The sequence below is a fragment of the Streptomyces purpureus genome (genome assembly GCF_014648195.1).
Classification (GTDB): Bacteria; Actinomycetota; Actinomycetes; order Streptomycetales; family Streptomycetaceae; genus Streptomyces; species Streptomyces purpureus.
Genome location: NZ_BMQQ01000046.1, coordinates 1 through 22,794 on the forward strand (window position 1 = coordinate 1; position 22,794 = coordinate 22,794).

The 22,794-nt window shown below is 69.2% G+C and carries 19 protein-coding genes and 1 riboswitch; of the genes, 14 read left to right on the forward strand and 5 right to left on the reverse strand.

From position 1 onward, the window contains the following. Positions 1 to 169: 169 nt before the first annotated feature. From IEZ01_RS32685 to IEZ01_RS32695, 3 genes are all read left to right on the forward strand, one after another. Positions 170 to 1,408, forward strand: a complete 1,239-nt coding sequence (locus IEZ01_RS32685) for a sensor histidine kinase (RefSeq protein WP_189205374.1) — start codon at positions 170 to 172, stop codon at positions 1,406 to 1,408. Next, entirely contained in the window at positions 1,405 to 2,091 is a 687-nt protein-coding gene (locus IEZ01_RS32690) for a response regulator (protein WP_189205376.1), read from the forward strand. Before IEZ01_RS32685 ends, IEZ01_RS32690 begins: the two co-directional genes overlap by 4 nt. A 149-nt stretch (positions 2,092 to 2,240) precedes the next feature. Next, on the forward strand, positions 2,241 to 5,369 hold the full coding sequence (locus IEZ01_RS32695) for an efflux RND transporter permease subunit (RefSeq protein ID WP_189205378.1): 3,129 nt from the start codon (positions 2,241 to 2,243) through the stop codon (positions 5,367 to 5,369). A 147-nt stretch (positions 5,370 to 5,516) separates the two neighbouring features. Here the strand turns inward: IEZ01_RS32695 and nadA are convergent, their stop codons facing one another. After that, positions 5,517 to 6,704: a quinolinate synthase NadA gene (nadA, locus tag IEZ01_RS32700; protein WP_028797438.1), complete on the reverse strand. Its 1,188-nt coding sequence runs from the start codon at positions 6,702 to 6,704 to the stop codon at positions 5,517 to 5,519. A gap of 263 nt (positions 6,705 to 6,967) precedes the next feature. On the opposite strand from nadA, the gene IEZ01_RS32705 reads away from it, so the two are divergent. After that, entirely contained in the window at positions 6,968 to 7,324 is a 357-nt protein-coding gene (locus IEZ01_RS32705; RefSeq protein WP_019885637.1) for an iron-sulfur cluster assembly accessory protein, read from the forward strand. Between the two features lie 94 nt (positions 7,325 to 7,418). Here IEZ01_RS32705 and IEZ01_RS32710 read toward each other — a convergent pair whose 3' ends face one another. Both IEZ01_RS32710 and IEZ01_RS32715 read right to left on the reverse strand, forming a co-directional pair. After that, the gene (locus IEZ01_RS32710) at positions 7,419 to 8,927 is read right to left on the reverse strand and encodes a hypothetical protein (protein ID WP_189205380.1); all 1,509 of its coding nucleotides are present in this window, start codon (positions 8,925 to 8,927) and stop codon (positions 7,419 to 7,421) included. A 106-nt stretch (positions 8,928 to 9,033) separates the two neighbouring features. Next, on the reverse strand, positions 9,034 to 9,240 hold the full coding sequence (locus IEZ01_RS32715) for a hypothetical protein (RefSeq protein ID WP_019885633.1): 207 nt from the start codon (positions 9,238 to 9,240) through the stop codon (positions 9,034 to 9,036). A gap of 132 nt (positions 9,241 to 9,372) precedes the next feature. Between IEZ01_RS32715 and IEZ01_RS32720 the strand changes: the two genes are divergently transcribed. After that, on the forward strand, positions 9,373 to 10,347 hold the full coding sequence (locus tag IEZ01_RS32720) for a carbohydrate kinase family protein (RefSeq protein WP_019885631.1): 975 nt from the start codon (positions 9,373 to 9,375) through the stop codon (positions 10,345 to 10,347). Between the two features lie 8 nt (positions 10,348 to 10,355). Here IEZ01_RS32720 and IEZ01_RS32725 read toward each other — a convergent pair whose 3' ends face one another. Next, complete coding sequence (locus IEZ01_RS32725) at positions 10,356 to 11,735, reverse strand: cysteine desulfurase/sulfurtransferase TusA family protein (protein ID WP_019885629.1); 1,380 nt, start codon at positions 11,733 to 11,735, stop codon at positions 10,356 to 10,358. Positions 11,736 to 12,008: 273 nt separating this feature from the next. On the opposite strand from IEZ01_RS32725, the gene ctaC reads away from it, so the two are divergent. The 4 genes from ctaC (at position 12,009) to IEZ01_RS32745 (ending at position 16,491) form a co-directional block, all read left to right on the forward strand. Beyond that, positions 12,009 to 12,998, forward strand: coding sequence for an aa3-type cytochrome oxidase subunit II (ctaC, locus tag IEZ01_RS32730; protein ID WP_373287705.1), 990 nt, complete (start codon positions 12,009 to 12,011; stop codon positions 12,996 to 12,998). Beyond that, the gene (gene ctaD, locus IEZ01_RS32735) at positions 12,995 to 14,731 is read left to right on the forward strand and encodes an aa3-type cytochrome oxidase subunit I (RefSeq protein WP_019885625.1); all 1,737 of its coding nucleotides are present in this window, start codon (positions 12,995 to 12,997) and stop codon (positions 14,729 to 14,731) included. The genes ctaC and ctaD overlap by 4 nt, the downstream gene beginning before the upstream one ends. Next, complete coding sequence (locus IEZ01_RS32740; protein ID WP_019885623.1) at positions 14,728 to 15,126, forward strand: cytochrome c oxidase subunit 4; 399 nt, start codon at positions 14,728 to 14,730, stop codon at positions 15,124 to 15,126. Before ctaD ends, IEZ01_RS32740 begins: the two co-directional genes overlap by 4 nt. A 108-nt stretch (positions 15,127 to 15,234) precedes the next feature. Continuing rightward, the gene (locus tag IEZ01_RS32745) at positions 15,235 to 16,491 is read left to right on the forward strand and encodes a L,D-transpeptidase (protein ID WP_019885617.1); all 1,257 of its coding nucleotides are present in this window, start codon (positions 15,235 to 15,237) and stop codon (positions 16,489 to 16,491) included. Positions 16,492 to 16,499: 8 nt separating this feature from the next. Here IEZ01_RS32745 and IEZ01_RS32750 read toward each other — a convergent pair whose 3' ends face one another. Further along, positions 16,500 to 16,904 carry a DNA-binding transcriptional response regulator gene (locus tag IEZ01_RS32750; protein ID WP_019885615.1) on the reverse strand — a complete coding sequence of 135 codons (405 nt, stop codon included), beginning with the start codon at positions 16,902 to 16,904 and terminating at the stop codon, positions 16,500 to 16,502. 166 nt (positions 16,905 to 17,070) lie between these two features. On the opposite strand from IEZ01_RS32750, the gene ctaE reads away from it, so the two are divergent. The 5 genes from ctaE to trpD all read left to right on the forward strand — a co-directional run bounded on the left by ctaE (position 17,071) and on the right by trpD (position 22,453). Then, positions 17,071 to 17,691 (forward strand): aa3-type cytochrome oxidase subunit III, encoded by a 621-nt coding sequence (gene ctaE / locus IEZ01_RS32755; protein WP_028797437.1) that lies wholly within the window; start codon positions 17,071 to 17,073, stop codon positions 17,689 to 17,691. Between the two features lie 65 nt (positions 17,692 to 17,756). Continuing rightward, positions 17,757 to 18,566: a cytochrome bc1 complex diheme cytochrome c subunit gene (gene qcrC / locus IEZ01_RS32760; protein ID WP_019885611.1), complete on the forward strand. Its 810-nt coding sequence runs from the start codon at positions 17,757 to 17,759 to the stop codon at positions 18,564 to 18,566. After that, complete coding sequence (qcrA, locus tag IEZ01_RS32765) at positions 18,563 to 19,615, forward strand: cytochrome bc1 complex Rieske iron-sulfur subunit (protein WP_028797436.1); 1,053 nt, start codon at positions 18,563 to 18,565, stop codon at positions 19,613 to 19,615. The genes qcrC and qcrA overlap by 4 nt, the downstream gene beginning before the upstream one ends. Continuing rightward, on the forward strand, positions 19,612 to 21,240 hold the full coding sequence (gene qcrB / locus IEZ01_RS32770; RefSeq protein ID WP_019885608.1) for a cytochrome bc1 complex cytochrome b subunit: 1,629 nt from the start codon (positions 19,612 to 19,614) through the stop codon (positions 21,238 to 21,240). Before qcrA ends, qcrB begins: the two co-directional genes overlap by 4 nt. A 124-nt stretch (positions 21,241 to 21,364) precedes the next feature. Then, positions 21,365 to 22,453, forward strand: coding sequence for an anthranilate phosphoribosyltransferase (gene trpD / locus IEZ01_RS32775; protein ID WP_189205382.1), 1,089 nt, complete (start codon positions 21,365 to 21,367; stop codon positions 22,451 to 22,453). Between the two features lie 74 nt (positions 22,454 to 22,527). Further along, positions 22,528 to 22,645, forward strand: a riboswitch (SAM riboswitch). The last annotated feature ends 149 nt before the right edge of the window (positions 22,646 to 22,794 follow it).

Below are 22,794 nucleotides of genomic sequence, written 5' to 3' on the forward strand. Positions count from 1 at the left end.
GCCTTCAGCACCTCAAAATCCACGATCCCCGCAACTCCCTGAACTTCAGGGTGTTGCGGGGATCAATAGAACCCGCCCCGTGGAACACGGGGCGGCGGCGTTCGCGGCGGCGTTCCTGGCGGACGATCCCCTGGGGCGCCGCGCGCCCGAGGACGTACCGTGGCCTGTCGTGACGGACACGACCACCCCCACCCCCCTCGGCCCCGGCCTCACCCGCGCCCGGGCCTGGCTGCGGGCCCACCCGCTCGCCTTCGACGGGGCCCTCGCGTTCGGCGTGCTCGTGTGCATGGTCGTCGGGTCGTTCGCCGATCCGCACGGGCCGCACGGGCCGACCTTCGGGGCGCGGAGCCCGGAGGGGCGCAGCCTGCTGCTGATGGGGCTCGGCGCCGCCGCGCTCGTCCCCAGGCGCCGGGCGCCGCTGCTCGTACTCGTCCTCACCGGCGTCGTCACCGCCGTCGAGCTGATCGTCGGCGACCCGCCCGCCCCGGTCGCCATGAGCGCGGTCATCGCCCTCTACACCGTCGCCGCCCGCACCGACCGCCCCACCACCTGGCGCGTCGGCCTGGCCACCATGGCCGTGCTCACCGGCGCCGGCATGATCTTCGGCAGCACGCCCTGGTACACCCAGGAGAACCTGGGCATCTTCGCCTGGACCGGTATGGCCGCCGCCGCGGGGGACGCCGTCCGCAGCCGGCGCGCCTTCGTCGACGCCATCCGTGAGCGCGCCGAACGCGCCGAACGCACCCGCGACGAGGAGGCCCGGCGCAGGGTCGCCGAGGAGCGGCTGCGGATCGCCCGGGACCTGCACGACGTCGTCGCCCACCACATCGCCCTGGTCAACGTCCAGGCCGGGGTCGCCGCCCACGTCATGGACAGACGCCCCGACCAGGCCAAGGAGGCCCTCGCCCACGTCCGGGACGCCAGCCGCTCCGCCCTCGGCGAACTCCGCGCCACCGTCGGCCTGCTGCGCCAGTCCGGCGACCCGGAGGCCCCCACCGAGCCGGCCCCGGGCCTCGCCGTCCTCGACGGACTCCTCGACACCTTCCGGCACGCCGGACTCCCCGTGGAACTGGCCCGTACCGACGAGACCCAGCTTCCGGCCGCCGTCGACCTCGCCGCGTACCGGATCATCCAGGAGGCCCTGACCAATGTGCAGAAGCACGCAGGCCAGGGCGCCAAGGCCGAGGTGAGTGTCGTACGGGTCGGCAGGACCGTCGAGATCACCGTCCTCGACAACGGCGCCGCCCCCGCGCCGGCCGCGCCGGACACCGGCGGCCACGGCCTCATCGGCATGCGCGAACGCGTCACCGCCCTCGGCGGCGCCCTCACCGCGGCCCCCCGCTACGGCGGCGGCTTCCGGGTGCAGGCGATACTGCCGGTCACGGCCCATGGGGAGGGGAACGCATGACGATCAGGGTGCTGCTCGCCGACGACCAGGCGCTGCTGCGCAGCGCGTTCAGGGTGCTGGTGGATTCCGAGCCGGACATGGAGGTCGTGGCGGAGGCCGCGGACGGCGCCCAGGCCGTCGCCCTCGCCCGCTCCGAGCGGGCCGACGTCGTCCTCATGGACATCCGGATGCCCGGCACGGACGGCCTCGCGGCGACCCGGATGATCAGCGCGGACCCGGACCTGTCCGGCGTACGGGTGGTCATGCTGACCACCTTCGAGGTCGACGAGTACGTCGTGCAGTCGCTGCGCGCGGGGGCCTCCGGCTTCCTCGGCAAGGGCGCCGAGCCGGAGGAGCTGCTCAACGCCATCCGGATCGCCGCCGCCGGCGAGGCGCTGCTGTCGCCGGTCGCGACGAAAGGGCTGATCGCCAAGTTCCTCGCGCAGAGCGGGGGTTCCGACCTCGACCAGGAGCCGCGGGCCCACTCCGAGCGGCTCGCCGCGCTCACCGTCCGGGAGCGCGAGGTCCTCGTGCTGGTCGCCGGCGGCCACTCCAACGACGAGATCGCCGACCGGCTGGAAGTCAGCCCGCTCACCGTCAAGACCCATGTGAACCGGGCGATGGCCAAACTGGGCGCCCGCGACCGCGCCCAATTGGTCGTCATCGCGTACGAATCGGGCCTGGTACGCCCGAGGGCGGAGTAGACGCGGGCCCGCGCAGTACTCCGAACGCGGTATACGCGGGATAAGGATCCTGGACCTGGGGCCGACGGATTCCCCTCTTCGAATGGCAGATCGTATAGACGGGCCGGAGAACGGCCGCCCGCCCGAGTACGCCACAGAAGAGAGACCCCATGTCCTGGCTGTCCAGATTCAGCCTCGCGCAACGGGCCCTGACAGGGCTGATGTCGATCGTGGCGATCGTCTTCGGGGCGATCGCCATCCCGCAGCTGAAGCAGCAGCTGCTGCCCTCCATCGAACTCCCGATGGTGTCGGTCCTCGCCCCGTACCAGGGCGCGTCCCCCGATGTGGTCGAGAAGCAGGTCGTCGAACCGCTGGAGAACACCCTCAAGGCCGTCGACGGCATCAAGGGCATCACCTCCACGGCGTCCGAGGGCAGCGCCGTGATCATGGCCACCTTCGACTACGGCGACGAGGGCACCAAGCAGCTCGTCGCCGACGTCCAGCAGGCCGTCAACCGCGCCCGCGTCCAGCTCCCGGACACCGTCGACCCGCAGGTCGTCGCCGGTTCGACGGACGACATCCCGACCGTCGTCCTCGCCGTCACCTCCGGCAAGGACCAGCAGGCACTGGCCGACCAGCTGGAGAAGACCGTCGTCCCCGCCCTGGAGGACATCGACGGCGTCGGCCAGGTCTCCATCGACGGCGTCCAGGACCTCCAGGTCTCCGTCACCCCCGACGACGCCAGGCTCGCGGCGGCCGGTCTGAACCCGATGGCGCTCTCCGAGGCCCTGAAGGCGGGCGGCGCCACCATTCCGGCCGGTTCGTTCTCCGAGGCCGGCAAGAGCCGTACGGTCCAGGTCGGCGGCGGCTTCACCTCGCTCCAGCAGATCCAGGACCTGCGGATCGCCCCGCCGGCCGACGGCGAGGGCAAGCCGGTCCGGCTCGGTGACGTCGCCACCGTCAAGCAGCAGGAGTCCCAGCGGGACTCCATCACCCGCACCAACGGCAAGCCCAGCCTCGCCGTCATGGCGACCATGGACAACGACGGCAGCGCCGTCGCCATCTCCGAGGCCGTCAAGGACAAGCTGCCCGAGCTGCGGGCGGACCTCGGCGCGGGCGCGGAGCTGACCGTCGTCTCCGACCAGGGCCCGGCCGTCTCCAAGTCCATATCCGGCCTGACCACGGAGGGCGCGCTCGGCCTCGTCTTCGCGGTCCTGGTGATCCTGGTCTTCCTCGCCTCGCTGCGCTCCACCCTGGTCACGGCGGTCTCCATCCCGCTCTCGGTGGTGCTGGCCCTGATCGTGCTGTGGACGAGGGACCTCTCCCTCAACATGCTCACGCTCGGCGCGCTCACCATCGCCATCGGCCGGGTCGTCGACGACTCGATCGTGGTGCTGGAGAACATCAAGCGGCACCTCGGCTACGGCGAGGAGCGCCAGGCCGCGATCCTCACCGCCGTACGCGAGGTGGCCGGCGCGGTCACCTCCTCCACCCTCACCACGGTCGCGGTGTTCCTGCCGATCGGCCTGGTCGGCGGCATGGTGGGCGAGCTGTTCGGCTCGTTCAGCCTGACGGTGACGGCGGCCCTGCTCGCGTCGCTGCTGGTCTCCCTGACGGTGGTCCCGGTCCTGTCGTACTGGTTCCTGCGCGCCCCCAAGGGCACCTCCACGGACCCGGCGGAGGCCCGCCGCGTCGCGGAGGAGAAGGAGAGCCGCAGCCGCCTCCAGCGGATGTACGTCCCGGTGCTCCGGTTCGCCACCCGGCGCCGGCTCACCAGCGTGGCCCTCGCGGTCGTCGTCCTCATCGGCACGTTCGGCATGGCGCCGCTGCTGAAGACGAACTTCTTCGACCAGGGTGAGCAGGAGGTCATGTCCATCAAGCAGGAGCTGGCCCCCGGCACCAGCCTGGAGGCGGCCGACGCGGCGTCGAAGAAGGTCGAGAAGGTCCTCGGCTCGGTCGACGGCGTCAAGGACTACCAGGTCACCGTCGGTTCGTCCGGCTTCATGGCGGCCTTCGGCGGCGGTACGGGCGCCAACCAGGCCTCGTACCAGATCACCCTCGAGGACGCGGCCTCGTACGAGAAGACCCGCGACGCCATCGACGCCGAGCTGGGCAAGCTCGACGGCATCGGCGAGACCACCATCGCGGCGGGCGACGGCTTCGGCAGCCAGGATCTGAGCGTGGTGGTGAAGGCGGCCGACGCGGCGACGCTGAAGAAGGCGTCCGAGGCGGTCCGCGCGGAGGTGGCCAAGCTCGACGACGTCACCGACGTCCAGAGCGACCTGTCCCAGTCCGTGCCCCGGATCTCCGTCAAGGCCAACGCGAAGGCGGCGGAGGCCGGCTTCAGCGACGCCAAGCTCGGCATGGCCGTCGCCCAGGCCGTCCGCGGTACGCCGGCGGGCAAGGCGATCCTCGACGACACCGAGCGGGACGTCGTCATCACGTCGGCCAAGCCGGCCAAGACCATGGACGAGCTGCGGAACCTTCCGCTCGGCCCGGTGAAGCTTGGCCAGATCGCCGACGTCAAGCTGGTCCCCGGCCCGGTCTCGATGACCCGGATCGACGGCGCGCGGGCGGCCACGATCACGGCCAAGCCGACCGGTGACAACACCGGCGCGGTGAGCGCGGCGCTCCAGTCGAAGATCAACTCGCTGGATCTTCCCGCGGGCGCGACGGCGTCGATCGGCGGTGTCTCCGAGGACCAGAGCGAGGCGTTCCTCCAGCTGGGCCTGGCGATGCTGGCGGCGATCGCGATCGTCTTCATGCTCCTGGTCGCGACCTTCAAGTCGCTGGTGCAACCGCTGATCCTGCTGGTGTCGATCCCGTTCGCGGCGACCGGTGCGATCGGTCTGCTGATCGTGACGGGTACGGCGATGGGTGTTCCGGCGATGATCGGCATGCTGATGCTGATCGGCATCGTGGTCACCAACGCGATCGTGCTGATCGACCTGATCAACCAGTACCGGGCGCAGGGCCTGGGCGTCGTGGAGGCGGTCGTCGAGGGCGGCCGTCACCGACTGCGCCCGATCCTGATGACGGCCCTGGCGACGATCTTCGCGCTGCTGCCGATGGCGCTGGGCATCACGGGCGAGGGCGGCTTCATCGCCCAGCCGCTGGCGGTGGTGGTGATCGGCGGTCTGATCACCTCGACGCTGCTGACGCTGCTGCTGGTCCCGACGCTCTACGCGATGGTGGAGCTCCGCAAGGAGAAGCGCCGCGCGAAGCGCGCCGCGAAGCGCGCGACGAAGTCGGGCGACGCCCCGGCCGCGCCGCAGGCGAAGGAGCCGGCGGCCGTGTAACCGTTGTGCCCACCCGTTCCGCAGGGCGGAACGGGTGGGCACAACCCCGTGCTGGGCGCCCTTGTAAAGGCCCGAGTCACGAACGCCGGAGCGGGGCACCCTCGAGTGAGGGTGCCCCGCTCCTTTGTACAACGCGCAGCGCGAGCGTTACGGCAGCGCCAGCATCCGCTCCAGCGCCAGCTTCGCGAAGCTCTCCGTCTCCTTGTCGACCTGGATCTGGTTGACGAGGTTGCCCTCGGCGAGGGACTCAAGGGCCCAGACCAGGTGCGGCAGGTCGATGCGGTTCATGGTCGAGCAGAAGCAGACCGTCTTGTCGAGGAAGACGACTTCCTTGCCCTCGGCGGCGAATCGATTCGCCAGGCGCTTGACCAGGTTCAGCTCGGTGCCGATGGCCCACTTCGAGCCGGCCGGCGCCGCCTCCAGGGTCTTGATGATGTACTCCGTCGAGCCGACGTAGTCGGCCGCGGCCACCACCTCGTGCTTGCACTCGGGGTGCACCAGCACGTTGACGCCCGGGATCCGCTCGCGCACGTCGTTGACCGAGTCCAGCGAGAAGCGGCCGTGCACCGAGCAGTGGCCGCGCCACAGGATCATCTTGGCGGCCCGCAGCTCCTCGGCGGTCAGGCCGCCGTTCGGCTTGTGCGGGTTGTAGACGACGCAGTCCTCCAGGGACATGCCCATGTCGCGGACGGCGGTGTTGCGGCCCAGGTGCTGGTCCGGCAGGAAGAGCACCTTCTCGCCCTGCTCGAAGGCCCAGTCCAGGGCCCTCTTCGCGTTGGACGAGGTGCAGATCGTGCCGCCGTGCTTACCGGTGAAGGCCTTGATGTCGGCCGAGGAGTTCATGTACGAGACGGGCACCACCTGCTCGGCGATCCCGGCCTCCGTCAGCACGTCCCAGCACTCCGCGACCTGCTCGGCGGTGGCCATGTCGGCCATCGAGCAGCCGGCGGCCAGGTCGGGCAGGACGACCTTCTGGTCGTCCGTGGTCAGGATGTCCGCCGACTCGGCCATGAAGTGCACACCGCAGAAGACGATGTACTCGGCCTCCGGCTTGGCGGCCGCGTCCCGGGCCAGCTTGAAGGAGTCGCCGGTGACGTCCGCGAACTGGATGACCTCGTCGCGCTGGTAGTGGTGTCCCAGCACGAAGACCTTGTCCCCCAGCTTCTCCTTGGCCGCGCGGGCGCGCTCCACCAGGTCCGGGTCGGACGGCGACGGCAGGTCGCCGGGGCACTCGACACCGCGCTCGCTCTTCGGGTCGGCCTCACGGCCGAGCAGCAGCAGGGCGAGGGGCGTCGGCTGGACATCCAGGGGCTGGGCGGTGGTCACGTCACGCACCCTTTCTTCTCTGCAGACTACTTTTCGTCGAATTGACGTTATCTATCATAACTGCTTCACGTCACTTTGACGATGTCCATAGTGTCGATGTGACGAAATTCCCGTCGCCGCTTCGTCCATCGACTTGTCGACGGCGGTGCCCGCTCCCGATCCGGTGTGCGAGCATGAAGGGAAAGACTTGCGCTCCGGCCCGGAATGAATCCGGGACCCTGCCGGTTGCAACGGTCGGCAAGCAGTCTCCGTACAACCCGGGAGAGAAGCAGATGTCCGTATCGGACGAGAAGACCACTGTCAGCGACGGCATCCTCCTGTCCGACGCCGCCGCGGCCAAGGTCAAGGCCCTGCTCGACCAGGAAGGCCGCGACGACCTGGCCCTGCGCGTCGCCGTTCAGCCCGGCGGCTGCTCCGGCCTGCGCTACCAGCTCTTCTTCGACGAGCGTTCGCTCGACGGCGATGTCGTCAAGGACTTCGGCGGCGTCAAGGTCGTCACCGACCGCATGAGCGCCCCGTACCTCGGTGGTGCCTCGATCGACTTCGTCGACACCATCGAGAAGCAGGGCTTCACGATCGACAACCCGAACGCCACGGGCTCCTGCGCCTGCGGCGACTCGTTCAGCTAAGCAGCACCGCACGCCCGGCTGAACGGCGCGTACGACACAAAGGCGGCGGCCCCGGATCTCCGGGGCCGCCGCCTTTCGTCCAGGAGCACCAGGCTCAGTCCGCCCGGGGCACCAGATCACCGCTCGCCGCGTCCACGACCTGCCGGTCGCCCAGCGGCTCCTTCAGTGTCACCGTCTTCGTGACCTCCACGGCGATGGCGATACAGGCCCGGTCCGGGTTCCGCGGCGTCTCGGTGATCGTCACCGTCACCCGCTCCGCGCTCTCCTGCGCGCTCGCCGCGTAGTCACTGCACACCCCGCCCCAGAACGTGACCGTCAGCTTCCGGCCCGTGCTGTCCACGCTGTATGCCTGGAGCTGCCGCGGCGGCGCCGCGTCGTCCGAAGGAACCGGCACCGGGGTCGGCGTCGGGCTCGGGGTGGGCCGCGGCGTCAGGTGCTCCGGCGCCACCGCGGTCTGCGCGATGGTGAACGGCCGTGCCTTCGCGTTCTCGTCCGCCACCTCGAAGAGCCATGCCGGTACGAGCGCCTGCCGGCCCTCCACATGCTGCGCCGCCAGCCCGAACTCCGCCCCGAGGACCGTCATCTCCCGCGGCGGGACCCGGTCGGCCGCCGCCTCGCACGGAGCCTCCGGCCTGGTGTCCGGCTTCCCGCCGGTCTCCGTACCGTGGACGGACGCCGGGGGAGCGGTGGCGCAGCCGCCGATCCCGATCGGCCCGGCGCCCTTGGACGCCTTGTTCAGCTCCGCCAGCGCCTTCTCAGCGCCGACCACCGGATAGCGGTGCCCTTGCTCCGGCTTCTTCAGCTGGCCGCTGCCGCCGACCACCCGGCCGTCCGAACCGACCTGGATGCCGGTCGACCAGCCGTACGTCGGCAGCCCGCCGATCCGGGGAGCGGCGTTGACCACCCGTACCGACCCCATCACCTGCGCCGCGTCCTTGTCCGCGTCCGCCTGCCCGACCGCGGCCAGCACCGGGGCCGCCGCCTTCTTCGCGGCCTCCTCGCCCACCGGGGTCCCGCTCGCGCCCGCCGCGGCCCCGCCCGCGCCACCGGGGCACGGCTTGCCCTTGAGACAGTTGTCACCCTTCGGCGCGCCGTCGTACTGGGAGAACGTCCAGGTGCCCGGGGCCTCCGCGTCGACCTGGAGCAACGGCCCGAAACCGTCCTTCGGTGGCGCGATCTTCCACGCCGACCCGACCAGCTTCGGCGTCCCGGCCACCCCCAGTGCCTTCGCCAGCCGCGCCACCTCGTCCTCGGTGACCGCACCGCGGGCATGGTGGACATGGGCCGCGTCCGGGCCCTCGGGCAGCTTCCCGCGGGCCTTGTACACGGCGCCGGACGGGTCCGGCTCGCCGGGCGCGATCCCCGGGCCGTCGCCGCTCAGGGAATCAAGGCGCAGCGGCGGGGGAGGCCCCTCCGCCGCCGGGGCGGACCGGTCGTCCGCACCACCCCCGGACCCGGCCGTCGAGACATACACCCCGCCCCCGCCGGCGAGCAGCACCGCTGCCGCCACCGAGCCGACGACCAGCGGCGACCAGCGCCGCCGGGATGTGTCCGGGGTGTCCGGGGTGTCCGGTGTGGCCTGCGTGGACTCCGAACCGCTCACCGCATCGCTCCTTCGTATGCCGTATCCCGGGGATGTGTCCCGGGGACGGGAGACACCGATGGGACGGAGCGGAACAGCGGCCGGTTCCCTGCCCGTGCGCGCGGACCTACCCGCCGTACTCGGAAGTGGCCTCGATCAGCCGCGCCGAGGCGTCCGTGACGACGACCCCGTGGATCAGCGACGGCGGCACCGGAGCGGGCGCGTCCGCCGCGGGAACGACCCAGTGCGGGGCCATCCGGGCGCTGTCCCCGCGCAGCTGGGCGAGGCTGATCTCGGACTCCTGCTGCTCATGTGGAGCGGTGTACTTCGCCATAGCCGCACCGTACGCACGCCCGAGCCGATGAAAAAAGGCCTACTGTGGGGTAGTTTCCGCCCTTCATCCGAGGTGCCCCCACCGGGTAGCGTTAACTGTCAACGCCACCCCTCCACAGGAGCGTCCTCGCCGATGCGTATCGCAGTCACCGGCTCCATCGCCACCGACCACCTCATGACCTTCCCCGGACGGTTCGCCGACCAGCTCGTCGCCGATCAGCTCCACACGGTCTCCCTCTCCTTCCTCGTCGACAACCTCGACGTCCGACGGGGCGGTGTCGGTCCGAACATCTGCTTCGGCATGGGCCAGCTGGGCAGCAGCCCGATCCTGGTCGGCGCCGCCGGCTACGACTTCGACGAGTACCGCGCCTGGCTCGACCGGCACGGCGTCGACACCGAGTCCGTCCGGATCTCCGAGGTGCTGCACACTGCGCGCTTCGTGTGCACCACCGACGCCGACCACAACCAGATCGGCTCCTTCTACACCGGCGCCATGAGCGAGGCCCGGCTGATCGAGCTCAAGGCCGTCGCCGACCGGGTCGGCGGCCTCGACCTGGTCCTCATCGGCGCCGACGACCCCGAGGCGATGCTCCGCCACACCGAGGAGTGCCGCACCCGCTCCATCCCCTTCGCCGCCGACTTCTCGCAGCAGATCGCGCGGATGGGGGGCGAGGAGATCCGCACGCTCATGGACGGGGCCACGTACCTCTTCTCCAACGAGTACGAGAAGGGCCTCATCGAGTCCAAGTCCGGCTGGAGCGACGAGGAGATCCTCGCCAAGGTCGGTACCCGCGTCACCACCCTCGGCTCGCGCGGCGTGCGGATCGACCGGTCCGGCGAGGAGCCGATCGTCGTCGGCGTCCCCGAGGAGACCGCCAAGGTCGACCCGACCGGTGTCGGCGACGCCTTCCGCGCCGGCTTCCTCACCGGCCTCGCCTGGGGCGTCGGCCTGGAGCGCGCCGCCCAGGTCGGCTGCATGCTCGCCACCCTCGTGATCGAGACGCTCGGCACCCAGGAGTACACCCTGCGCCGGGCCCACTTCATGGAGCGCTTCACCAAGGCGTACGGCGATGAGGCCGCCGCCGAGGTCCAGAAGCACCTCCCGTAGCCACCGGGCTAGGAGAGCCGGCGGACCACGTACGCCGAACCCCGGTCCGCCGGCTCCTCACCCACGTACTCCTGCCCCCGCATCTCGCACCACGCCGGAATGTCCAGCCGGGCCGCCTCGTCGTCCGCCAGGACCGTCACCGTCCCGCCCACCGGCACCTCCCCGATCACCTTCGCCAGCTCGATCACCGGGATCGGACACCGCTTCCCGAGCGCGTCCACCACGACGGCGTCCCGGGCCGGCCGCGCCACCGCCGCCACGGGTACGCCGAGCCGCTCCCGTACGCCCCCCACCACCCCCGGCAGCACCTCCAGGAACAGCTCCACGTCCTCGGCGGTCGTGCCGAACGGCAGCGACACCCGCACATTGCCCTCGGACAGCACCCCCATGGCCCGCAGCACATGGCTCGGGGTGAGCGTCGAGCTCGTGCACGACGACCCCGACGACACCGAGAACCCGGCCCGGTCCAGCTCGTGCAGGACCGTCTCCCCGTCGACATAGAGACAGGAGAAGGTCACCACGTGCGGCAGGCGCGCCACCGGATCGCCGACCACCTCCACATCCGGCACCAGCTCCGGCACCCGGGCCCGGATCAGCTCCACCAGCGCCCGCAGCCGTGCCGCCTCGGCCGCCGCCTCGGTCCGTACCGCCCGCAGCGAAGCGGCCGCAGCCACGATCGCCGGGATGTTCTCGAAGCCGGGCGACCGCCCCGACTCCCGCTCGTCCACCGGGCCTTGCGCGGCGAACCGCTGCCCCTTGCGTACGGCGAGCAGACCCACCCCGGCCGGACCACCCCATTTGTGGGCACTCGCCGCAAGAAGGGACCAAGCACCCTCGACCGGGCCCCAGGCCAGCGACTGCGCCGCGTCCACCAGCAGCGGCACACCGACCGCCCGGCAGGCCTCGGCGACCTCCGCCACCGGCTGGACGGTGCCCACCTCGTGGTTGGCCGACTGCAGGCAGGCCAGGGCCGTGTCCTCGCGCAGGGCGGCCGCGTACGCCGCCGGCTCCACCGCCCCCCGCCGGTCCACCGGGACTTCGGTCACACTCCCGCCGGCCGTCTCATGGGCCGCCGCCGCGTGCAGGACGGAGGAGTGCTCCACGGCCGAGACGACGAGGTGCCCGCCCACCCGCCGGCGCCCGGCGAGCGCCCCGGCGATCCCGGAGTGAACCGCACGCGTCCCCGAAGGAGTGAACACGAGCTCGTCCGGGCGGCAGCCCACCGCGTCCGCCGCGGCCTCCCGGGCGGCGTCCAGAAGCAGCCGGGCGCGCCGCCCCTCGCGGTAGAGCCGGGCGGGGTCCGCCCAGCCCTCGTCCAGCGACGCCTGCAGGGCCTGGCGGGCGACGGGGTGCAGCGGGGCGGCGGAGGCAGCATCGAAATAGGGCACCCGACCACGCTAGTCCCCCGCGCCCAAGGGGCCGTCAGATGGGCGCCCGAGGGGGCCGATCGGCCCCCGGCGCACACCCCCCGGAAGGATGGAGTCCACCCCTTCGGGGTCCCGGACGGCGCGTTGGGCACCCTCCCCGCGCGACCCCAAATAGCGTCCAGTAGGGTTTGGTCCGCATAAACATCCAAACCCCTGCCCGCGGTCAGGGCGGCGACCGACCAGCGAGACGGCCGTAGCCGACCAGCGCGGGCGAGACTCTCGGGAAGGCGCTACGTGAGTCCCAACGGCTCCGACCTCCCCCGCAGCCAAGGCGCGGGCGGTACCCCCACGTCGCGGCGCCCGATGCGGCGGAAGCTGCCGCAGGTGCTGACTGCGGGCCTGATCCTGGCGACCGCCACCGGTTGCACATACAAGGACTTCCCCCGCCTTGGAATGCCCACCCCGGTAACGGAAGAGGCTCCGCGGATCCTCTCCCTCTGGCAGGGCTCGTGGGCGGCTGCGCTCGCCACGGGCGTGCTGGTCTGGGGCCTGATCCTCTGGGCGGTCATCTTCCACCGGCGCAGCCGGACCAAGGTCGAGGTTCCCTCGCAGACCCGGTACAACATGCCCATCGAGGCGCTGTACACGGTTACCCCGCTCATCATCGTCTCGGTGCTCTTCTACTTCACCGCGCGTGACGAGTCCAGGCTTCTTGCTCTCTCCGACAAGCCCGCCCACACCATCAACGTGGTCGGCTATCAGTGGAGCTGGGGCTTCAACTACGTCGAGAGCGTCCCCGGTTCCAACGGTGACGCGAAGACGGACAAGAACCTCGCGGCCATTCCGGACAAGTACACCAAGGCTTTCCCGGAGAACGCCGGCGGCGTCTACGACGCGGGCATCCCCGGTGACCGCAACCCGCAGAACGGCAACCCGGGTCCGACCCTGTGGCTGCCGAAGGGTGAGAAGGTCCGGTTCGTCCTGACCTCGCGTGACGTGATCCACTCCTTCTGGGTGGTCCCCTTCCTGTTCAAGCAGGACGTCATCCCCGGCCACACCAACGTCTTCGAGGTGACTCCCAACCAGGAGGGCACCTTCATGGGCAAGTGCGCCGAGCTCTGCGGCGTCGACCACTCCCGGATGCTCTTCAACGTCAAGGTGGTCTCCCCGGAGCGCTACCAGCAGCACCTGCAGGAGCTGGCCGAGAAGGGGCAGACCGGCTACATCCCGTCTGGCATTGAGCAGACGGACCCGGCCAGGAATGCGGAGAAGAACCAACTGTGAGCATCCTCAACGAATCCCAGGGTGCCGCCGCGGCTGACGATTCTTACGAGAACGAGCTGCCGGTACGGCGCAAGCAGCCCGGCAATGTCGTGGTGAAGTGGCTGACCACCACCGACCACAAGACGATCGGCACGCTCTACCTGGTCACGTCGTTCGCCTTCTTCTGCATCGGCGGCCTGATGGCGCTCTTCATGCGCGCCGAGCTGGCCCGTCCGGGTACGCAGATCATGTCGAACGAGCAGTTCAACCAGGCGTTCACGATGCACGGCACGATCATGCTGCTGATGTTCGCGACGCCGCTGTTCGCCGGCTTCGCGAACTGGATCATGCCGCTGCAGATCGGCGCGCCCGACGTGGCGTTCCCGCGGCTGAACATGTTCGCGTACTGGCTGTACCTCTTCGGCTCGATCATCGCGGTGGCCGGCTTCCTCACCCCGCAGGGTGCTGCCGACTTCGGCTGGTTCGCCTACTCCCCGCTGTCGGACGCCGTCCGCTCGCCGGGTGTCGGCGCCGACATGTGGATCATGGGTCTGGCCTTCTCCGGCTTCGGCACGATCCTCGGCTCGGTCAACTTCATCACCACGATCATCTGCATGCGCGCTCCGGGCATGACGATGTTCCGTATGCCGATCTTCACCTGGAACGTGCTGCTGACCGGTGTCCTGGTCCTCATCGCGTTCCCGGTCCTCGCGGCCGCGCTGTTCGCCCTGGAGGCGGACCGCAAGTTCGGTGCGCACATCTTCGACGCGGCCAACGGCGGAGCGCTGCTGTGGCAGCACCTCTTCTGGTTCTTCGGCCACCCCGAGGTGTACATCATCGCGCTGCCGTTCTTCGGCATCATTTCCGAGGTCATCCCGGTCTTCAGCCGTAAGCCGATGTTCGGCTACATCGGTCTGGTGGCCGCGACCATCGCGATCGCCGGTCTGTCCGTGACGGTGTGGGCCCACCACATGTACGTCACAGGCGGTGTGCTCCTGCCGTTCTTCGCCTTCATGACGTTCTTGATCGCCGTACCAACAGGCGTGAAGTTCTTCAACTGGATCGGCACGATGTGGAAGGGCTCACTGTCCTTCGAGACACCGATGCTCTGGGCCGTCGGCTTCCTGATCACCTTCACCTTCGGTGGTCTGACCGGCGTCATCCTGGCCTCGCCGCCGATGGACTTCCACGTCTCCGACTCGTACTTCGTCGTCGCGCACTTCCACTACGTCGTCTTCGGCACCGTGGTCTTCGCGATGTTCTCCGGCTTCCACTTCTGGTGGCCGAAGTTCACCGGCAAGATGCTGGACGAGCGGCTCGGCAAGATCACGTTCTGGACGCTGTTCATCGGCTTCCACGGCACGTTCCTGGTGCAGCACTGGCTCGGTGCCGAGGGCATGCCGCGTCGTTACGCGGACTACCTCGCGGCCGACGGCTTCACCGCGCTGAACACCATCTCGACCATCGCGTCGTTCCTGCTCGGTCTGTCGATCCTGCCGTTCTTCTACAACATCTGGAAGACCGCCAAGTACGGCAAGAAGATCGAGGTCGACGACCCCTGGGGCTACGGCCGTTCGCTGGAGTGGGCGACCTCCTGCCCGCCGCCGCGGCACAACTTCCTCACCCTGCCGCGGATCCGTTCCGAATCCCCGGCGTTCGACCTGCACCACCCTGAGATCGCGGCGCTCGACCAGCTCGAGAACCACGGCGAGGGTGACAAGGCCATCGCTGGTGGCAAGGAGGCCGGCAAGTGAAGATCCAGGGCAAGATGTTCATCTGGCTGAGCGTCTTCATCCTCGCCATGGCCATCCTGTATGGCGTGTGGTCGAAGGAGCCGGCCGGTACGACGGCGCTCTTCCTGGCCTTCGGCCTGGCGATCATGATCGGCTACTACCTGGCCTTCACGGCCCGGCGAGTGGACGCCATGGCCCAGGACAACAAGGAGGCCGACGTCGCGGACGAGGCCGGTGAGCTGGGCTTCTTCGCCCCGCACAGCTGGCAGCCGCTGTCGCTGGCCGTCGGTGGCGCCCTCGCCTTCCTGGCGATCGCCATGGGCTGGTGGATCCTGTACTTCTCCGCCCCGCTGATCCTCGTCGGCCTGTTCGGCTGGGTCTTCGAGTTCTACCGCGGCGAGAACCAGAACCAGTAGCACAAGCGGTATACGCAAGGACCCGGACACACCTCAATGGAGTGTCCGGGTCCTTCGTTTGCCCTCACTCCGCGCGCCGTAACGGAGGAATCTTCATACCGTGGCCTCATGAACCACACGCCGCGCTTCCGCACCGTCCTGAGCTGCACTTTGCTGGCGGGCATCGCCTCCGCGAGTGCCACAGCGTGCGGCGAATCCGACCGGCACCCCCTGTCCGTTAAGCCATACGACGCCGCCCAGCAGGTGGCCCTCAACACCCCCAAGGGCCGGGCCAAGGCGAATCCGGACAAGCCCCTCGAAGTCACCGCGAAGGGCAAGGAGAGCCGGATCACCGATGTGACGGCCACCGACGCGGACGGCCACCGGCTCGCCGGCGAGCTCACCGCCGACGGCCGTCGCTGGCGCTCCACGGGCGCGCTCGCGGCCGGCGTCACCTACACCGTGAAGGTCGCCACGGAGGACCGTGACGGCGCTCCTGGCGCCCGTACGGTCACTTTCGAGACCTCACCGGCCAAGCGGGTCCTCAAGGTCGAATTCGGCCCGGAGGCGGGCACGTACGGCGTCGGCCAGCCCATCACCGCGACGCTGAGCCTGCCGGTCAAGGCCAAGGCGGCCCGGGCGGTGGTCGAGCGGGGCCTCACGGTCCGCTCCACCCCCTCCGTGGAGGGCGCCTGGCACTGGGCGGACGACGAGAAGCTGCACTTCCGCCCGAAGGAGTACTGGCCCAGCGGCGCCACCGTCACGGCCTCCAGCAACCTCGCCGGGGTGAAGGTCGCCGACAAGCTCTACGGCGCCCCCGTCAAGCCGCTGAAGCTGACCATCGGCGACCGGATCGAGGCCATCACCGACGCCGCCTCGCACTCCATGACGGTCAAGCGCAACGGAAAGGTGATCAACACCATTCCGGTGACCACCGGGAAGCCGGGATTTTCCACCCGAAACGGCATCAAGGTGGTGCTCGGCAAGGAGTACTTCGTCCGGATGCGCAGCACCACCGTCGGCATCGCCGCCAGCAGCAGCGAGTCGTACGACCTGCCCGTCTACTACGCGACCCGGGTCACCTGGAGTGGTGAATACGTCCACGCCGCGCCGTGGTCCCTCGGCTCACACGGCTACGCCAACGTCAGCCACGGCTGCACGGGCATGTCCACCCGCAACGCCGCCTGGTTCTACGAGACCGTCAAACCCGGCGACCTCGTCACCGTCGTCAACAGCTACGGCGACACCATGGACACCTTCGGCAACGGCTTCGGCGACTGGAACCTGAGCTGGGACAAGTGGCGCCAGGGCAGCGCCCTGCTCGCCGACACCCGCGACGGCAGCAGCCCCACCGACCGGGCGAGACTGCGGCCCGTTGTTCTTTAGGGGCTCGGTCAGACCTGGAGAGCCAGCTTGCGTGTACGGAGCAAGGAGGCCAGCGTGTCCGCGAATTCGACCGGCTCCACCGGAAGGGTCACCGCGGCGTCCGCGCGGCTCCAGGTGGCCAGCCAGGCGTCCTGCGGGCGGCCGATGAGCAGCAGCACGGGAGGGCACTGGAAGATCTCGTCCTTGATCTGCCGGCAGACCCCCATACCGCCCGCGGGCACCGCCTCGCCGTCCAGCACACAGACGTCGACACCGCCCTGGTCCAGGCGCTCCAGGACCGCCGGCAGCGTCGCGCACTCGACGAACTCGACCGGGGGAACGTCGGCGGCGGGCCTGCGCCCCGCGGCCAGCCGCACCTGCTCACGCGTGTTCGCGTCGTCGCTGTAGACCAGGACCGTGGCGCTCGACTGCATCGTTCCTCCGTAAAGGTCATCAACCGATGCGCGGGATGCTACTCCGTCGGACACCGTGTCAACACCGGTTCGGACACCACTTCGATGAGCCGTTCGAGCCCTGCACGACGTGCGGACACACCGAACGGCACCCCCCGGAGTGAGGGCGGGATAAGCGACCGACATAATGTCGGTCGTGGCGACAGCAACGACAGTAGAAACCGGGCACGCGCACCCGTCGGTCAATCGGCCGAACCTCACCAGCGTCGGAACCATCATCTGGCTGAGTTCCGAGCTGATGTTCTTCGCGGCCCTCTTCGCGATGTACTTCACCCTGCGATCCGTGACGGGTGCCGAGTACTGGGCAGAAAAGGCCTCGGCCTTGAACTTCCCGTTCTCGGCGACCAACACCACGATCCTGGTGCTCTCCTCCCTCACCTGCCAGCTCGGCGTCTTCGCCGCGGAGCGGGGCGATGTGAAGAAGCTCCGGGCGTGGTTCGTGGTCACCTTCGTGATGGGTGCGATCTTCATCGGCGGCCAGGTCTTCGAGTACACCGAGCTGGTCAAGCACGAGGGCCTTTCGCTCTCGTCCGACCCGTACGGCTCCGTGTTCTACCTGACGACCGGCTTCCACGGCCTGCACGTGACGGGCGGACTCATCGCCTTCCTGCTGGTCCTCGGCAGGACGTACGCGGCCAAGAGATTCACCCACGAGCAGGCAACCGCCGCCATCGTCGTGTCCTACTACTGGCACTTCGTCGATGTCGTCTGGATCGGCCTCTTCGCCACGATCTACATGATCAAGTAGTCGGTCCCGAAGACCGACTCATCCAGCAAGCATCGACGCAGAAGATCCTGACACCGGGGTAATCCGTGAAAAAGCTCTCCGCACGACGACGCCATCCGCTGGCGGCGGTCGTCGTCCTACTTCTCGCGCTGGCGGCCACTGGGGGGCTGTACGCCGCGTTCGCACCCGCGGGCACGGCGAAGGCCGACGAAACCGCCCAGTCCCTCGCCATCGAGGAGGGCAAGAAGCTCTACACCGTCGGCTGCGCCAGCTGCCACGGAACCGGCGGTCAGGGCACCACTGACGGCCCGTCCCTGGTCGGCGTCGGCTCCGCGGCCGTGGACTTCCAGGTCGGCACGGGCCGTATGCCGGCCCAGCAGCCGGGCGCCCAGGTGCCGAGGAAGAAGGTCATCTACTCGCAGGCCGAGATCGACCAGCTCGCGGCCTACGTGGCCTCCCTCGGTGCCGGTCCGATCACGCCGAAGGCCGGCCAGTACAGCCCCGACGGCGCGGACATCGCCAAGGGTGGCGACCTGTTCCGCAACAACTGCGCCCAGTGCCACAACTTCACCGGTGAGGGCGGCGCCCTGACGCACGGCAAGTACGCCCCGAACCTGGCGAACGTGAGCCCGAAGCACCTCTACGAGGCCATGCAGACCGGCCCGCAGAACATGCCTTCCTTCCCGGACACGACCATGCCGGAGAAGGAGAAGAAGGACATCATCGCCTACGTCCAGGCCGTCAACAGTGACCGGACCGAGACCCCCGGCGGATTCAAGCTCGGTGCCCTCGGCCCCGTCAGTGAGGGTCTGTTCGCGTGGGTGTTCGGCCTGGGCGCACTGATCGCATGTGCCGTTTGGGTCGCGGCCCACACCGCTAAGGCCAAGAAGTCATGAGTACCCAAGAGATTCCAGAAGAGAACCTGCCCGTTGAGCAGGGCACCGCGCACGGCGCGGTGAAGGTCGCCGACGACCCGTTCGCCGACCCGGGCCTCCCGCCCCACAAGCCGCGCATCCAGGACATCGACGAGCGGGCCGCCAAGCGGTCCGAGCGTGCGGTCGCCTTCATGTTCGTGCTGTCGATGCTGGCCACCGTTGCCTTCATCGCCGCGTACGTGATCTTCCCGGTCGACAAGATCGTGTACATCTGGCCCTTCGGCCACGTGAGCGCGCTCAACTTCAGCCTGGGATGGACCCTCGGTCTCGCACTCTTCTTCATCGGCGCGGGCGCGGTCCACTGGGCCCGTACGCTCATGTCCGACGTGGAGATGGCCGACGAGCGGCACCCGATCCAGGCGTCGCCCGAGGTCAAGGCGCAGGTCATGGCCGACTTCGCGGCCGGTGCCGAGGAGTCCGCGCTGGGTCGGCGCAAGCTGATCCGCAACACCATGTTCGGCGCGCTGGCGCTGGTGCCGCTCTCCGGCATCGTCCTGCTGCGTGACATGGGCCCGCTGCCCGAGGACAAGCTCCGCAAGACCCTGTGGGCCAGGGGCAAGCAGCTCATCAACATGAACACGCATGAGCCGCTGCGCCCCGAGGACGTCGCCGTCGGTTCGCTGACCTTCGCGATGCCCGAGGGCCTCTCGGAGCACGACCACGGCTTCCAGACCGAGATCGCCAAGGCCGCCCTGATGATCGTCCGCATCCAGCCGGACGACATCAAGGACAAGCGCGAGCTCGAGTGGTCGCACGAGGGCATCGTCGCCTTCTCGAAGATCTGCACCCACGTGGGCTGCCCGATCTCGCTGTACGAGCAGCAGACGCACCACGTGCTCTGCCCGTGCCACCAGTCCACCTTCGACCTGTCCGACGGCGCCCGGGTCATCTTCGGCCCGGCCGGTCACGCCCTGCCGCAGCTGCGCATCGGCGTGAACGACAAGGGCTTCCTCGAGGCGCTCGGCGACTTCGAAGAGCCCGTCGGTCCTGCCTTCTGGGAGCGCGGATGAGCACCGCAACCGAGACCAAGAACAAGAAGGCACCCGCGGGTGAGCGGGTCGCCGACTGGGCCGACGGTCGGCTGGGGATCTACACCCTGGCCAAGGCCAACATGCGCAAGATCTTCCCGGACCACTGGTCCTTCATGCTCGGTGAGATCGCGCTCTACAGCTTCATCGTCATCATCCTCACGGGTGTGTACCTGACGCTGTTCTTCCACCCGTCGATGAACGAGGTGGAGTACCACGGCAGCTACGTCCCGCTGCAGGGACAGCTGATGTCCGAGGCGTTCAACTCGACCATGCACATCTCCTTCGATGTGCGCGGTGGTCTGCTCATCCGGCAGATCCACCACTGGGGCGCGCTGATCTTCCTCGCGGCGATGTTCGTGCACATGATGCGCGTCTTCTTCACGGGTGCCTTCCGCAAGCCGCGTGAGATCAACTGGCTCTTCGGATTCCTGCTGTTCTTCCTGGGCATGTTCACCGGCTTCACCGGTTACTCGCTCCCGGACGACCTGCTCTCCGGCACCGGTGTCCGCTTCATGCAGGGCGCGATCCTGTCCGTGCCGATCATCGGTACGTACATCTCGATGTTCCTGTTCGGCGGGGAGTTCCCCGGCGGCGACTTCGTGGCCCGGTTCTACTCGGCGCACATCCTGCTGCTGCCCGGCATCATGCTCGGCCTGGTGGTCGCCCACCTGATCCTGGTGGTCGTCCACAAGCACACGCACTACCAGGGCCCGGGCCGGACGAACAACAACGTCGTCGGCATGCCGCTGATGCCGGTCTACATGGCCAAGGCCGGAGGCTTCTTCTTCCTGGTCTTCGGTGTCATCGCCATCGTCGCGGCGGTCGCCACGATCAACCCGATCTGGGCGATCGGCCCGTACCGGCCGGACTACGTGGGCACCGGCGCGCAGCCCGACTGGTACATGGGCTTCGCCGAAGGCCTGATCCGTGTCATGCCGGGCTGGGAGATCAACCTCTGGGGCCACACCCTCGTCCTGGGTGTGTTCATCCCGCTGCTGCTCTTCCCGCTGGTCCTCGGCGCGATCGCGGTCTACCCGTTCATCGAGTCCTGGATCACCGGCGACAAGCGCGAGCACCACATCGCGCAGCGCCCGCGGAACGCCCCGACGCGCACCGCCTTCGGTGTCGCCTGGATCACCGCGTACGGGATCATGCTGGTCGGTGGTGGCAACGACATCTTCGCCACCCACTTCAACCTCTCGATCAACTCGATCACCTGGTTCGTCCGGATCTTCTTCTTCGCCGGACCGGTCATCGCGTTCATCATCACCAAGCGGATCTGCCTGGGTCTGCAGCGGCGCGACCACGACAAGGTGCTGCACGGACGCGAGTCCGGCATCATCAAGCGGCTGCCGCACGGTGAGTTCGTCGAGGTCCACGAGCCGCTCAGCGCGGGCGACCGGTACAAGCTCACGGCTCACGAGCAGTACGAGCCCGCCGAGCTGCCGCCGGCCGTCGACGAGAACGGTGTGGAGCGCAAGATCTCCCGCACCGAGAAGCTCCGGGTCAAGCTCAACAAGAGCTACTACGGCGATGGCAGCCAGATCGCCAAGCCCACCGCCGAGGAGTACAAGGAGATCACCGAGGGCCACGGCCACCACTGATCCCTGACCTGAAGGTCGCCACGGCAGGAGCCCCGTCCACTCGCTGGACGGGGCTCTTTGCCGTCCCTGGGGCTCGATAGGGTGGGAGTCACCTTTTCTTCACACCGACGAACCAGGAGCGACCATGAGCGCTGTGAACCCCGCTGGGGGGTCCCCCAGCGGAGCGTGGGGGAGCGACACCGCGGCGGGCCGCTCCTGGCCCTCCGTCCTGGACGGTCTGCTGAGCGGGCGCGACCTGAGCGCCGAGGACACCGCCTGGGCGATGGACAAGATCCTGCGGGGCGAGGCCACCGACGCCCAGATCGCCGGGTTCGCGGTGGCCCTGCGAGCCAAGGGCGAGACGGTCGAGGAGATCTCCGGTCTCGTACGGACCATGTACGCGCACGCCAACCTCATCGAGGTCCCCGGCCCGTCGGTGGACATCGTCGGCACCGGTGGCGACGGCGCGAAGACGGTCAACATCTCCACCATGTCGGCGATCGTCGTCGCCGGCACGGGTGCCAAGGTCGTCAAGCACGGCAACCGCGCCGCGTCCAGTGCGAGCGGTGCCTCCGACGTCCTGGAGAAGCTCGGCGTCAACCTGCGGCTCACCCCGAAGCGGGTCGCCGAGGTCGCCGAGGAAGCCGGCGTCACCTTCTGTTTCGCGGTGACCTTCCATCCCGCGCTCCGCCATGTCGCCGCGGCCCGCAAGGAACTCGGCATCCGCACCACCTTCAACTTCCTCGGGCCGCTCACCAACCCCGCCCAGGTCAGGGCCCAGGCCACCGGTGTCGCCGACGCCCGGATGGCGCCCATCCTCGCCGGGGTCCTGGCCGAGCGCGGCTCCTCCGCCCTGGTCTTCCGTGGCGACGACGGCCTCGACGAGCTGACGACCACCGCCACCTCACACGTATGGGTGGTCCGGGACGGCAGCGTCCGCGAGGAGAGTTTCGACCCGCGGGACGTCGGCATCGAACTGGTCCCCGTCGAGGCGCTGCGCGGCGCCGACGCCTCCTACAACGCCGATGTGGCCCGTCGGCTGCTCGCCGGCGAGACCGGGCCCGTACGGGACGCGGTACTGCTCAACTCGGCTGCGGCGCTGGTCGCTTTGGCGCCGACGGACGAGCCGCTCGTGGCGCAGATCAGGGCCGGAATGGCGAAGGCGGCCGAGTCCATCGACTCGGGCCAGGCCCGCCGGGCGCTGGAACGCTGGGTGACGGCCAGCAACGCGTGACCCCGCGCGCGACCCCGTTCCGGTATCCGGAACGGGGTTGCGCGTCCACGATCACGTGTCATACGTTCTCTTCAGGTCATGAGTGACAGCCATTAAGGCCCCGGCTGGCTGTCCGGCAACCCTCCGTCCGTGGCGGGGTGCCCCGGGTGAAGACCAGGTCGTGGACAGCAAGGTCCACGGCAAGCGCGGACCCCTGCACGCGTCGAACGTGTGCGGCCCTGGGGTCCTTGGTCCTCAAGGGAGCAGTCTCGTGAGCAAGCGAATGCGCTAGGGCCCGTCGGCCCCATTTTCCCATCCTCCGCACGGTTTCCGTGTGTTGAGGCACCACCCGTACGAGGCAC

What these genes read in the sequence shown, in the direction of transcription:
- IEZ01_RS32690 (WP_189205376.1), top strand. Translation starts at nt 1,405, where the DNA reads ATGACGATCAGGGTGCTGCTCGCCGACGACCAGGCGCTGCTGCGCAGC.
- IEZ01_RS32695 (WP_189205378.1), top strand. Translation starts at nt 2,241, where the DNA reads ATGTCCTGGCTGTCCAGATTCAGCCTCGCGCAACGGGCCCTGACAGGG.
- IEZ01_RS32705 (WP_019885637.1), top strand. Translation starts at nt 6,968, where the DNA reads ATGTCCGTATCGGACGAGAAGACCACTGTCAGCGACGGCATCCTCCTG.
- IEZ01_RS32715 (WP_019885633.1), bottom strand. Translation starts at nt 9,240, where the DNA reads ATGGCGAAGTACACCGCTCCACATGAGCAGCAGGAGTCCGAGATCAGC.
- IEZ01_RS32720 (WP_019885631.1), top strand. Translation starts at nt 9,373, where the DNA reads ATGCGTATCGCAGTCACCGGCTCCATCGCCACCGACCACCTCATGACC.
- IEZ01_RS32745 (WP_019885617.1), top strand. Translation starts at nt 15,235, where the DNA reads ATGAACCACACGCCGCGCTTCCGCACCGTCCTGAGCTGCACTTTGCTG.
- IEZ01_RS32750 (WP_019885615.1), bottom strand. Translation starts at nt 16,904, where the DNA reads ATGCAGTCGAGCGCCACGGTCCTGGTCTACAGCGACGACGCGAACACG.
- ctaE (WP_028797437.1), top strand. Translation starts at nt 17,071, where the DNA reads ATGTCGGTCGTGGCGACAGCAACGACAGTAGAAACCGGGCACGCGCAC.
- qcrA (WP_028797436.1), top strand. Translation starts at nt 18,563, where the DNA reads ATGAGTACCCAAGAGATTCCAGAAGAGAACCTGCCCGTTGAGCAGGGC.
- qcrB (WP_019885608.1), top strand. Translation starts at nt 19,612, where the DNA reads ATGAGCACCGCAACCGAGACCAAGAACAAGAAGGCACCCGCGGGTGAG.
- trpD (WP_189205382.1), top strand. Translation starts at nt 21,365, where the DNA reads ATGAGCGCTGTGAACCCCGCTGGGGGGTCCCCCAGCGGAGCGTGGGGG.